The sequence below is a fragment of the Variovorax flavidus genome, from assembly GCF_030317145.1.
Classification (GTDB): domain Bacteria; phylum Pseudomonadota; class Gammaproteobacteria; order Burkholderiales; family Burkholderiaceae_C; genus Variovorax; species Variovorax flavidus.
Map to the genome: position 1 here is coordinate 1 of NZ_JASZYE010000018.1, position 11,381 is coordinate 11,381.

Annotated in this window: 13 protein-coding genes; 6 read left to right on the top strand and 7 right to left on the bottom strand. The window is 63.6% G+C overall.

Annotated features, from left to right (window positions below):
- Positions 1–376: 376 nt before the first annotated feature.
- The 5 genes from acs to QTH90_RS30830 are packed head-to-tail and all read left to right on the top strand — an operon-like array spanning position 377 to position 6,838.
- Positions 377–2,341, top strand: a complete 1,965-nt coding sequence (acs, locus tag QTH90_RS30810; RefSeq protein ID WP_286668398.1) for an acetate--CoA ligase — start codon at positions 377–379, stop codon at positions 2,339–2,341.
- Between the two features lie 2 nt (positions 2,342–2,343).
- The gene (locus QTH90_RS30815) at positions 2,344–2,652 is read left to right on the top strand and encodes a DUF485 domain-containing protein (RefSeq protein WP_286668399.1); all 309 of its coding nucleotides are present in this window, start codon (positions 2,344–2,346) and stop codon (positions 2,650–2,652) included.
- Positions 2,649–4,370: a cation acetate symporter gene (locus QTH90_RS30820; protein ID WP_444814783.1), complete on the top strand. Its 1,722-nt coding sequence runs from the start codon at positions 2,649–2,651 to the stop codon at positions 4,368–4,370. The genes QTH90_RS30815 and QTH90_RS30820 overlap by 4 nt, the downstream gene beginning before the upstream one ends.
- Positions 4,371–4,391: 21 nt before the next feature.
- Entirely contained in the window at positions 4,392–6,212 is a 1,821-nt protein-coding gene (locus QTH90_RS30825) for a DUF294 nucleotidyltransferase-like domain-containing protein (protein WP_286668400.1), read from the top strand.
- Positions 6,209–6,838 (top strand): 3'-5' exonuclease, encoded by a 630-nt coding sequence (locus tag QTH90_RS30830; protein ID WP_286668401.1) that lies wholly within the window; start codon positions 6,209–6,211, stop codon positions 6,836–6,838. Before QTH90_RS30825 ends, QTH90_RS30830 begins: the two co-directional genes overlap by 4 nt.
- A 24-nt stretch (positions 6,839–6,862) precedes the next feature.
- On the opposite strand, the gene QTH90_RS30835 is transcribed toward QTH90_RS30830, so the two are convergent.
- From QTH90_RS30835 to QTH90_RS30845, 3 genes are all read right to left on the bottom strand, one after another.
- Positions 6,863–7,135 carry a DUF1488 family protein gene (locus QTH90_RS30835; protein WP_286668402.1) on the bottom strand — a complete coding sequence of 91 codons (273 nt, stop codon included), beginning with the start codon at positions 7,133–7,135 and terminating at the stop codon, positions 6,863–6,865.
- Positions 7,110–7,376, bottom strand: a complete 267-nt coding sequence (locus QTH90_RS30840; protein WP_286668403.1) for a hypothetical protein — start codon at positions 7,374–7,376, stop codon at positions 7,110–7,112. Before QTH90_RS30840 ends, QTH90_RS30835 begins: the two co-directional genes overlap by 26 nt.
- 89 nt (positions 7,377–7,465) lie before the next feature.
- On the bottom strand, positions 7,466–8,155 hold the full coding sequence (locus QTH90_RS30845) for a Crp/Fnr family transcriptional regulator (protein WP_286668404.1): 690 nt from the start codon (positions 8,153–8,155) through the stop codon (positions 7,466–7,468).
- Positions 8,156–8,287: 132 nt separating this feature from the next.
- Here QTH90_RS30845 and QTH90_RS30850 point away from each other — a divergent pair, with 132 nt between their 5' ends.
- Positions 8,288–8,608, top strand: coding sequence for a hypothetical protein (locus QTH90_RS30850; protein ID WP_286668405.1), 321 nt, complete (start codon positions 8,288–8,290; stop codon positions 8,606–8,608).
- Between the two features lie 15 nt (positions 8,609–8,623).
- Here QTH90_RS30850 and QTH90_RS30855 read toward each other — a convergent pair whose 3' ends face one another.
- The 4 genes from QTH90_RS30855 to QTH90_RS30870 form a co-directional block, all read right to left on the bottom strand.
- Entirely contained in the window at positions 8,624–9,340 is a 717-nt protein-coding gene (locus tag QTH90_RS30855; protein WP_286668406.1) for a Crp/Fnr family transcriptional regulator, read from the bottom strand.
- A gap of 281 nt (positions 9,341–9,621) precedes the next feature.
- Positions 9,622–9,825 (bottom strand): hypothetical protein, encoded by a 204-nt coding sequence (locus QTH90_RS30860; RefSeq protein WP_286668407.1) that lies wholly within the window; start codon positions 9,823–9,825, stop codon positions 9,622–9,624.
- Between the two features lie 285 nt (positions 9,826–10,110).
- Positions 10,111–10,257 carry a hypothetical protein gene (locus tag QTH90_RS30865; RefSeq protein WP_286668408.1) on the bottom strand — a complete coding sequence of 49 codons (147 nt, stop codon included), beginning with the start codon at positions 10,255–10,257 and terminating at the stop codon, positions 10,111–10,113.
- A gap of 524 nt (positions 10,258–10,781) precedes the next feature.
- Complete coding sequence (locus QTH90_RS30870) at positions 10,782–11,315, bottom strand: hypothetical protein (RefSeq protein WP_286668409.1); 534 nt, start codon at positions 11,313–11,315, stop codon at positions 10,782–10,784.
- Between the last annotated feature and the right edge of the window lie 66 nt (positions 11,316–11,381).

An 11,381-nucleotide genomic window follows, 5' to 3' on the forward strand; every position in this document is an offset into this window, starting at 1 on the left:
CTGCTGACGGTCCTCGCCTTCGATGAATCGCTTCATGGGCCACCACCTCGTTCAGACGGGTTGGCTCAATATAGGCGACCATCAATGGAGTTTCCACACACCCTCGGCCCTCAACAGTCCTTCAAGTATCCCAGTCGAGTGTCCGTTTATGCGGAAAGCGGACCTTGATCATTACACATGGGGGCCCTTTCTGGCTCTCCACACGCGCCATTGTTCGTGAGCATGCGCTCAGTCGCGCTTCGCGCGCCGAGGAAGTTCCCCGTCTGTGTGCTACCGCACAGACTCAAGCACGGGGTGCGCGCAGGGTAGGACTGTTGGCGTGCGGACCTTCAGCGCTTGATTGATTGAACCAAGCCCTTCTGCGCAAGGAGATGCAATGAGCGAAAAAGCGACTAGTTATCCGGTACCAGATGCCGTCATGAAGGGCGCGTACGTGTCCGGCATGCCCGCCTACCACAAGCTTGTGGGCGAGGCCGACGCCGACCACGGCGCCTACTGGGCACGTTTGGCCCGCGAGTACGTGAGCTGGAAGACGCCTTTCACGAAGTCGCTCGACGAAAGCGGCGCGCCATTCTTCAAATGGTTCGAGGACGGCACGCTGAATGTGTCCTACAACTGCCTGGACCGCCATGTCGAACGCGGTCGGGGCGACAAGGTGGCCATCCTCTTCGAGGCCGACGATGGCCGGGTCAGCCGTGTCACCTACAGCAACCTCCTGGCACGGACCTGCCGCCTGGCCAATACGTTGAAGGCCCGGGGCGTGAAGAAGGGCGACCGTGTCGTCATTTACATGTCGATGAGCGTCGAGGGCGTGGTTGCCATGCAGGCTTGCGCGCGCATCGGCGCCACGCACTCGGTGGTGTTCGGCGGCTTCTCGGCGCAAAGCCTTCGCGATCGCATCGCGGGGGCAGGTGCAGTCATGGTGATCACGGCAGACGAGCAATTGCGGGGCGGCAAGCAGCTGCCGCTCAAGGCGATCGTCGAGGAAGCGATGGCGCTCGGCGGCTGCGAGTCGATCAAGGACGTGATCGTCTACCGGCGCACCGGCGGCCAGATCGCCTGGGACGCTTCGCGGGACCACTGGATGCACGAGGAGACGGAAAAGCAGGGCGACACCTGCGAGCCCGAATGGGTGGGTGCCGAGCACCCCCTGTTCCTGCTCTACACCTCGGGCTCTACCGGCAAGCCCAAGGGCGTACAGCACTCGACGGGTGGCTACCTGGTGCAGGCGGCAGTGAGCACGACCTGGACCTTCGACCTGAGGGACGAGGATGTGTTCTGGTGCACAGCCGACATCGGCTGGGTTACGGGCCACACCTACATCACCTATGGCCCACTGGCGATCGGCGCCACGCAGGTTGTGTTCGAAGGCGTTCCCACCTACCCGGATGCGGGCCGATTCTGGAAGATGATCCAAGACCACAAGGTCAGCGTGTTCTACACCGCGCCTACCGCCATCCGCTCGCTGATCAAGGCGGCCGAGGCCAACGAGGCGGTGCATCCCAGAAGCTACGACCTGACCAGCCTGCGCATCCTCGGCTCAGTCGGCGAGCCTATCAATCCGGCTGCCTGGGAGTGGTACCACCAGCACGTCGGCGGTGGCCGCTGCCCGATCGTCGATACCTTCTGGCAGACCGAAACCGGCGGCCACATGATCACGCCCTTGCCCGGCGCGACACCGCTGGTGCCCGGATCATGCACGCTGCCTTTCCCGGGCATCGCGGCCGCGGTCGTCGACGAGACCGGCAACGACGTGCCCAACGGCCAAGGCGGACTCCTGGTGGTGAAGAAGCCATGGCCGGGCATGATCCGCAACATCTGGGGCGATCCCGAGCGCTTCAAGGTCAGCTACTTCCCGCCGGAACTCAAGGGCTACTACCTGGCGGGCGACGGATCGATTCGTGACGCCGAGACCGGCTACTTCACCATCACAGGCCGCATCGACGACGTGCTCAACGTGTCGGGCCACCGCATGGGGACCATGGAAATCGAATCGGCGCTCGTGTCCTGCACGGCGCTGGTGGCCGAGGCCGCTGTCGTGGGGCGGCCGGACGAAACGACGGGCGAGACGATCTGCGCCTTCGTCGTCCTGAAAGGCCCGCGGCCTACCGGCGACGAAGCCAGAAAGATCGCGACGGAGTTGCGCAACTGGGTGGCCAAGGAAATCGGCCCCATCGCCAAGCCGAGGGACATCCGTTTCGGCGACAACCTGCCGAAGACGCGCAGCGGAAAGATCATGCGACGGCTGCTGCGCTCGATAGCCAAGGACGAGGCGATCACGCAGGACATTTCGACGCTGGAGAACCCAGCCGTGCTCGAGCAGCTCATGGAAAGGAATTGAACGTGGACGACGATCTGACTTCGAGAATCCTGCGCGACCCGAACTACCAGGCGCTGAAATCGAAGCGCTCGCGCTTCGGCTGGTGGCTGGCCGCGGCGATGATGGTCGTGTACTACGGCTTCATCCTGCTGGTGGCCTTCGACAAGCCCTTCCTGGCCACCCGCCTCGGCAGCGGCGTCACGACGATCGGCATGCCGATCGGGCTTGCGGTCATCGTATTCACCATCGTCATTACTGGCATCTACGTCCATCGCGCCAATGGCGAATACGACAGGCTGACCGACGAGATTGCAAAGGCGGTCCTGAAATGAGCCGTTCCCCCTTTGCAAAGGCGCTGGGCCTGATGGTCCTGCTGGCGGCGGCCGGCGGCGTGCAGGCTGCCGGCGCCGATCTCGGCCAGATGGAAAAGCAGGCCACAAATTGGACGGCCATCGGCATGTTTGCCGCCTTTGTCGTCGGCACGCTCTTCATCACCAAGTGGGCCGCGGCCAAGACCAAGAGCGCGGCCGACTTCTACACCGCCGGGGGCGGCATCACCGGTTTCCAGAACGGCATGGCGATCGCGGGGGACTACATGTCGGCTGCCTCCTTCCTCGGGATCTCCGCGGCGGTGATGGTCGGCGGCTTCGACGGCCTGATCTATTCGATCGGCTTCCTCGTCGGCTGGCCCGTGGTGACCTTCCTGCTGGCCGAGCGGCTGCGCAACCTGGGCAAGTTCACCTTTGCCGACGTCGCGGCCTTTCGCTTCGAGCAGACGCCGGTGCGCGTGTTCGCGGCGTCGGGCACCCTGGTGGTCGTGGCCTTCTACCTGATCGCGCAGATGGTGGGCGCGGGGCAGCTCATCAAGTTGCTGTTCGGGCTGGAGTATTGGATCGCGGTGGTGATCGTCGGCGCGCTGATGATGGTGTATGTGCTGTTCGGCGGCATGACAGCGACCACCTGGGTACAGATCATCAAGGCCTGCCTGCTGCTGGCGGGGGCCACCTTCATGGCCTTCATGGTGCTGTGGAACTTCGGTTTCAGCCCAGAGTCGATGTTCGCCAAGGCAGTCGAAGTGAAGACCGCCATCGCGACCGCCGCAGGCAAGCCGCCCGAGGCCGCGGCGGCGGAAGGCTTCTCGATCATGGGTCCGGGTGGCTTCATCAAGGATCCGATCTCGGCGATCAGCTTCGGCATGGCGCTGATGTTCGGCACGGCCGGTCTGCCGCACATCCTGATGCGTTTTTTCACGGTGCCCAATGCCAAGGAGGCGCGCAAGTCGGTGCTGTGGGCGACCACCTGGATCGGCTATTTCTACGTCCTGACCTTCATCATCGGCTTCGGCGCCATCACCTTCGTGCTGACCGATCCGCAGTTCCTCGACGCCAAGGGCGGGCTGATCGGCGGCGGCAACATGGCGGCGGTCCATCTGGCGAAGGCCGTAGGCGGGAACGTGTTCCTCGGCTTCATCTCGGCAGTGGCCTTCGCGACGATCCTGGCGGTGGTGGCGGGCCTCACCTTGTCCGGTGCGTCGGCGGTGTCGCACGACCTCTACGCCACGGTGGTCAAGAAGGGCAAGGCCGACAGCGTGGCCGAGCTGAAGGTGTCGCGCATCACGACCGTCGCGCTGGGCGTCGTCGCAGTGGTGCTCGGGATCGTGTTCGAGAAGCAGAACATTGCGTTCATGGTGAGCTTGGCGTTCGCGATCGCCGCTTCCGCCAACTTCCCAGTCCTGCTGATGTCGGTGCTGTGGAAAGACTGCACTACGCGCGGCGCGGTTATAGGGGGCTTTCTCGGGCTCCTCTCCTCGGTGGTGCTGACGGTGGTGTCGCCGGCGGTCTGGGAGGCCACGCTGGGCAACCCCAAGGGTTCGGCGCTGTTCCCCTACCAGTCGCCGGCGCTGTTCTCCATGACCATCGGCTTCTTGGGAATCTGGCTGTTCTCGGTTCTGGACAAGAGCCCGCGTGCGGCCAAAGACCGGGCGGGGTTCCTGGCGCAGCAGGTGCGTTCGGAGACGGGCATCGGCGCGGAGGGCGCGTCTGGACACTGAGATTCATCGCATCCCGCGCCCATGCCCAATGCCTTCGACTTTTCGGCCTCGCCCTTCGACTGCCTGGACGAGGCCGAGCAGAAGATAGTCCGGGATAGCGTCGACATCGCCTACTTTCGCGAGGGGGAGGCGATCCTGGAGCCGGGGGTCGAGCCTTCGCATCTGTTCATCATCATCAAGGGCCACGTCTCGCAGTTCGACGCGGGGGAGGCAGTGGCAGGCTATGGCCCCAACGATTGCTTCGACGGCCGCTCGCTCATGGCGGGCCTCGCCAGCAGCCGCTTCGTCGCTGCAGAGGAGGTGGTGACGTACCTCCTGGCGAAGGCCGCCGTCAATGCCCTGATCGCCCGCAACGCAACCTTCGGCGCGCTGCTGTTCTCCGACCTGTCGAACAAACTGGGTGCGTTGGCGCAACGCCACGAGCAGCGCGAGATGCATGCGCTGACGATGTCGCGCGTCGAGGAGGCCTTCCTGCGGCCTGCGCACGTGGTCGAAGGCGCCGCCGACATCGTGACCGTCGCCCGCCTGATGCAAGCCGAGCATTCCAGCAGCGTGCTGGTCCGCGACGGCGATCGGCTCGGCATCTTCACCAACACCGCACTGCAGCGCGCAGTCGTCGACGGCCAGCCGCTGGACCGGCGCCCCGTGCGCGAGCTCGCGACCTTTTCGTTGGTGAGCATCGCGCCGGACGCACCGCTGTTCGATGCGCTGGCGCTGATGATCCGTCATCAGGTGCACCGGCTGGTGGTGGCCGACGGGTCGCGCATCGTCGGCTTGCTAGAGCAACTCGACCTGTTGAGCTTCCTGTCGAATCATTCGTACCTCATTACGGTGCGGATCGTGCGGGCACAGAGCCTCGACGAACTCCGGTCCGAAGCCGGAAAGATCACGGGTTTCATCGCGCTGCTCTACCGCAGCGGGACGCGCGTCGGCCAGATCGGCAAGCTGGTACAGGCATTGAACGCCAAGCTGTTCGAGCGCACCTGGCAACTGATCGCGCCGCCCGAGTTGCTGGCCGACAGTTGCCTGTTCGTGATGGGCAGCGAAGGACGCGGCGAGCAACTGCTCAAGACCGACCAGGACAACGGACTGGTGCTGCGGGACGACACGACGGTTGCTGACGCCGTCGTGGAATCGGCATGCCTGCGCTTTTCAGCGGCGCTGCGTAACTTCGGCTATCCCGAATGCCCGGGCGGGATCATGGTCAGCAATCCGGCCTGGCGGCACCGCGTGAGCGATTTCTGCATCCGGGTCCGTCGGTGGCTGCTCCGGCCTGATCCAGAGGGGCTGATCGCCCTGGCGACCTTCATCGACGCCCATGCCGTTGCAGGCGACGCTTCGCTGCTCGGCGCTGTGCGCGCCGAGATCGGTCCCTTCGTGGCTGCCAACGATGCGCTGCTCAGCCGCTTCGCTGCGCCCATCGACCTGTTCCCCGACGCGCCCGGTGGGTGGTGGAGCCGCCTGCTGCTGTTCGGCGAGCACGAGCCGCAATCGCTCGATCTGAAACGGGCCGGGATCTTTCCCATCGTGCACGGCGTGCGCAGCTTGGCACTGCGCGACCACGTGCAGGCCACGGGCACCATCGCGCGGCTCGACGCATTGGTGGCCAACGGTCGAATCCCGGTTGAGTTGGCCGGCGACCTCGGCGACAGTCTCCACTTCCTGATGGGCCTCAAGCTGAAAGCCGGTCTGGCCGAATCGGATGCCGGGCATGGGTTCAGCGGCAGCGTGCAGGTCGAACGGTTGAGCAGTCTCGAGCGCGATCTTTTGAAGGATGCGCTCGCGGTGGTCAAGCGCTTCAAGGAACTCGTGCGACACCAGTTCCAACTGGAGCGCGCGTGAAGCCGCGGTGGGTGGGTGCGTTGCGGCGCAGATGGTTGCTCTATCACCTGGCCGACCCTCACTTCGCGTTCATGTACGACGCGCCGCCCGACGGCGAGTGGGTGACGGTCGACTGCGAGACCACCGGCTTGGACGTGCGCCACGACCGCATCATCTCGATCGCCGCGGTGCGAATCGTGGGCAACAGGCTGCTGACCAGCGAGCGGCTCGAACTGCTGGTGCGGCCCGAGCGGTCAATGACGGCCGAGAACGTGCGGGTGCATCAGCTGCGCGAGCAGGACGTCGCCCTCGGCATCGACGCAGCGCAGGCCATGCGCCGGCTGATGGAATTCATCGGCAGCCGCCCGCTGGTGGGCTACTACCTGGAGTTCGACGTCGCGATGCTCAACCGCGAGATCTGGCCCTTGCTCGGCCTGCGGCTCCCGCAGCCGAAGATCGAGGTGTCGGCCATGTACTACGACTACAGGAATCGGCAGCTCCCTGCGCACTTGCGCGGCGGCACGATCGATCTGCGTTTCGCTACCATGATGAATGACCTGGGGCTGCCTCTTCGCGCGGCGCACGACGCGCTCGACGATGCCGTCTTGGCCGGCCTGGCCTTCGTGAAGCTGAGAAGCTTGCTATAGGCGGAACGATGGCGGCCCGCAGGCCTATTCAATGCCTTTGCCCACGGCCTCGTGCAGGTCGTAGTCGCGCAACATCACCGGCTCGACCGAGCCGCCCGCGACGCGCCGGCGCACGGCCGCATCGAGCTCCTGCGCGTGCAATTGGTAGGTCTCCAGCGGCTGGTCGTCAATAGCGGTCGACCGATAGCAGTAGTGCAGCGTTTCCTTGCCGATGCTCGCACCGACGAGCGTGCCATCGATGGTCACCCAGAAATGGACGGAGCCCGAGGCCTCATGAAAGAAGGGAGGGTTCGACATGGGAGGTCCTGGGATTGCTTTCGCGGTCATCGATCCAGAGCGAGGCCTTCGTTTCAATGGCATGGATGGCATCGGCGCCGTTGGCGAATTGCCTGCACGAGATGATGTGGCATCGGCATGCCTCTCCCAAGTACAGCATCGCCCCGGCCGCCACGGTGCCGTCGAAGGATGCGTGGGTGAGATGGCTGCGAATTTCCCAGCCATGATAGGAGAGTCGTGTGGAGTCGCAGTCGTATTCCATGGCGTTTTGCTCGAACAGGGGCTGAGCCCAATGTTCCGTTGTACATCGCGCACCGCCGCTTGTCGGTTCGGCAGCGCACAGACCGTGGGTCAAAGCAATCCCGCATAGCTTTTCTCGTCCGCGGCATAGCAGGCGCAGGCCGTCGCTTCGAGCCCTGGACGATCGAGCACCTTGAGGGTGCCGCGGTTGTACTCGATCAACCCGCTGCGCTGCAGCCCACCGGCGGCCAGCGTGATGCCTACGCGGCGCACGCCCAGCATGTAGGCGAGAAACTCATGCGTGACGTGAAAGCTGTCGGCATGCGCGCGGTCCTGGCTCATCAGGAGCCAACGCGCGAGGCGTGGTCCGATCTGGTGAAAGCGCAGGCAGGCCGCCGAGGCGGCCAACTGTGACATCGAAACCTGGATGTACCGGGCCAGCACCCGCTGCAGTGGCGCGTTGCGTGCCAGTTCGCGCTGGAAGTCGGCAGCGGTGATGCGCCACGCCGCGCCAGCGCCTTGCACCAGCGCGCGCAGCGGCGCAATCTCAACGCCGAGCGCGAGGTTGGAGCCCAGCATCCCCTCACGACCCACCATGCCGACTTCCAGCCCAGGATGTTCGTCGACGCGTGCAACCAGTGAAATGAACCCGTCGACGGGAAAGTAGGCGTGCCGGGTCGCAACCCCTGGCTCGTGGATCACTTCGGCCAGTACCAGTTGGATCGGTTCGCAGCTGTCCAGCAGACGCCGTCGGTCGTCGTGTGGGAGCAGTTCGATGAGGTGGTTCTCGATGGCGGCCAAGCATGCTCCGTGAGAGGCGGGAGGATGCACTTTGCGCGCAATTGCTCAGTGCGACTGTCTGCCACCGCACAGACGGCGGTCCGGGCGCGCCCTACAAGTGAGCTTTGATCCTCACCCGCCGGAAAGGTCCCCATGCAAAACCTCACTCAGCCCTTCGTCAAGCTTTCCTCCGCGAATGCGGAACTCATCATGCAATTTGCACAGTCGCAGGAAATGGTCGACCTGGTCAACACCAGCGCGCAAAAGTACATGGAGCTGGCACAAAAGACCTTTGGAGGGGCAGCCGCCTCCGGGGCCCAGGCCGAGCTGATCCGCAGTCTCACGGACAACTATTCGACCTTCGCGCGAGAGCACGCCGAGAGCCTCATGGGGATGGCTGCCGAAGCACAGGCCCGCATGTCCCAGCAGGTCGCGGATGTCACGAAGATGGTGAACCCGGCAGGTTCCAGCTGAGGCTTTGCGTAGCGCCTAGATTGCCAGCCTGGCCGGAAGGAGCCTGTCGTATTCCTTCTTGACCACCGCATAGCACTCGCAGGCGCGTTGCTCCAGCCCTTGCCGGTCCAGCACCGAGATGTGCCCACGCGCATAGCTGATCAGCCCAGCCCTTTGCAGCTTGAGCGCACCTTCGGTCACGCCTTCGCGACGCACGCCGAGCATGTTGCCGATCAGTTCCTGCGTCATCACGAGTTCATTGCCCTGCAGCCGGTCCAGGCTCAGTAGCAGCCAGCGGCACAGTTGCTGATCCAGAGAGTGGTGCCGGTTGCAAACCGCGGTTTGCGCCATCTGCGTGATCAGCGCCTGGGTGTATCGCAGCAGGAGATGCAGGACAGGAGCTCGCTTGAATTCCTCCTTGATCACCTCTGCCTTGAGCCGGAAGCCATGGCCTGCGCTTTGCACGACGGCGCGGCTGGGTGTGGACTCCCCGCCCATGAATAGCGAGATGCCCACGATGCCTTCGTTGCCGACCACGGCAATCTCCGCGGAAGCGCCGTTCTCCATGACGTACAGCAGGGAGACGATGGAGGTTGTCGGAAAATAGACGTGGCTCAGCGTGGTGCCCGACTCATAGAGCACATGGCCCAGCGGCATCTCGACCGCTTCCAGTTGCGGTAGCCAGCGCTGCCATTCGGCATCGGGCAGCGCCCCAAGCAGGTGGTTCTTTCTTGGTTCGGGCCGAATGGCCATTGCTTCCTCCGGAATGCTGGCGTCGGGATGACCTTGGGGGGCGCTCGTGAGCGCGAGCCTGGGTCAGTATAGGCACATGAGCGAATTCGATGTTCGCTATCGCACACGGCCTGCAGGCACTGCGTGCGGCGGCGCACAGACACGCATCCTGAATCGCCTCACGATGCAAGGACGGTCATCCGGCGCTGGTAGAGGTTGCTTCGGCGCCCTCCTGTCATGGGAGGTTCCTCGATGCCGGTGACTGTCTCGGTTCTGGCGGGCCTACGGCGCATGCACGCGGGCTACTGACCGTGGAGCGCCTTGATCGCCGCGATGGCTTCGTGCCTTGCCTCGATCAGCGCCGATTCCTCCGACCGCGCGCCGGTTTGAACGTTCTCGACCGGCAACCTGTCGTCGATCTGGAACGACCATGCCCAACGGGTTTCCGCCTGCCAGGCCTTGATCTCGACTTGATGCCCGTGGTGCTCGAAACTCGTATCGGTCATGCGTGCCTCCGGCAATAGGGGTGAGAGCCCGTCATTGTTGCGGCGTTCGTCAGCGACTGCCAGTCGTCGGACCCTGACGCGCAGGAACTTCGAAACGCTGTCGAGCTCCTCCGCGCGCGGCCGCGTTCGAATTGATCGCGCGCGGCTCGACGCTGGCGACCGCGGATGACCCGAGCAGGCATGCTGTCCGCCCGCTACGGCGCGAGAGTCTCCGGCATGGAGCCAGACATTCGGGGTGTGCCCGACTTGTGTGCGGTGGCGTACAGACCCATTGCGCGCGATTCGCTACAAGGTTTCCAGCGCGCTACCCAGCAGCATCTTTGTGAGATCGATTCCAAGCGCCTTCACGGCACTCAACTTGACGACCATATCGAGGTCGGTCACTTGATCGAACGCAAAGTTGCCCAACTTCGTGCCTTTGAGAATCGACAACGGCGTCCCCATCGGATTCAATACACGATATGGCGAAGAAAATCCAACTCAACAACGACCAGTGGAACAGGCTGCAGAGGCTAGCAAGCGAGAATGGCAAGAGCGCTCCCAATGAACCGACCGTCGTCGTATCACACCGGCTGAGGTCTAACGGCTTGGTGGCAGCCGATCGAAAAGGTTTCGAATACCTGACAGATCATGGGGTACGTCGGTTGAGTCAGGGGCGGTAGAGAAAGGAGCCAACTCGCTAGGCTCGTCCACAGGCCCGCCGGTAAGTTCTCCATTGCCGGATCGGTAAGCACCGAAGCAACACTCGACAGGTGCGCCGTGTCCCGCGAACACGCCGTCACCTCTAGATCCTCTCCCTCGGGATGCCGGCAGCGGTCACCGGTGGCGGATCGCGCGCCGCCCTCTTGTTTGAAGATCGACGGAGATACGCCGGTGCTCCTTGAAGAAGCGCGAAGAAGTGCTTCACGCTAAAGAACCGAGTGCGACGTGGTGACCAATCCGATTGATACAGTTCTCTAGTTCAAAGTAACCATGACGTAGGTTTCCGGACCGCCACGGATGACGAAGTTGACCGGATGCAGAGCCTCGCCGGGATCGCATGCGACTGCTGAATTCAGAACGAGCGCGAGCGCACCAGGTTGCTTTTTCTTGAATGGCCCGACAGGCATGCACGCAGTGACGTTGACGACCCCGGAGTTCTTCACGTCACTGTCCTTATAGAACCAATCGTTGACTGGGAAGATTTCTGGCCTGTACTGTCCGGCCGCTGCATCCTTGACGAAGATAGACAGATAGGATTCCCATCGATTTCCCACGTCGACATCCATGCATGCGCCCGGCTTCATGGTGTACCAGCCTTGGAGCGACACGTAGCATCGCGATCCCTGAAGGTCGCATCGCGAAGCCGAGTCGTCCGACCTTTCATGGATGACGGCAAAGACGACGTCCGTCTGTCGCCCGTTGCACAGCCTGTTCGTCCCAGTTGCGCCAGCGTGGAACGCCACAACGAGCAGCAGCGCGACGAATGCGAGATGTACGATCGATTTCATCTTTTCCCCTGCAGAAGTCGTACGGATGACCTTCGCCACTTGCTGGCCTCGGCTTCGCCCGGTTTT

What these genes read in the sequence shown, in the direction of transcription:
- acs (WP_286668398.1), top strand. Translation starts at nt 377, where the DNA reads ATGAGCGAAAAAGCGACTAGTTATCCGGTACCAGATGCCGTCATGAAG.
- QTH90_RS30820 (WP_444814783.1), top strand. Translation starts at nt 2,649, where the DNA reads ATGAGCCGTTCCCCCTTTGCAAAGGCGCTGGGCCTGATGGTCCTGCTG.
- QTH90_RS30825 (WP_286668400.1), top strand. Translation starts at nt 4,392, where the DNA reads ATGCCCAATGCCTTCGACTTTTCGGCCTCGCCCTTCGACTGCCTGGAC.
- QTH90_RS30835 (WP_286668402.1), bottom strand. Translation starts at nt 7,135, where the DNA reads ATGTCGAACCCTCCCTTCTTTCATGAGGCCTCGGGCTCCGTCCATTTC.
- QTH90_RS30840 (WP_286668403.1), bottom strand. Translation starts at nt 7,376, where the DNA reads ATGGAATACGACTGCGACTCCACACGACTCTCCTATCATGGCTGGGAA.
- QTH90_RS30850 (WP_286668405.1), top strand. Translation starts at nt 8,288, where the DNA reads ATGCAAAACCTCACTCAGCCCTTCGTCAAGCTTTCCTCCGCGAATGCG.
- QTH90_RS30855 (WP_286668406.1), bottom strand. Translation starts at nt 9,340, where the DNA reads ATGGCCATTCGGCCCGAACCAAGAAAGAACCACCTGCTTGGGGCGCTG.
- QTH90_RS30860 (WP_286668407.1), bottom strand. Translation starts at nt 9,825, where the DNA reads ATGACCGATACGAGTTTCGAGCACCACGGGCATCAAGTCGAGATCAAG.
- QTH90_RS30870 (WP_286668409.1), bottom strand. Translation starts at nt 11,315, where the DNA reads ATGAAATCGATCGTACATCTCGCATTCGTCGCGCTGCTGCTCGTTGTG.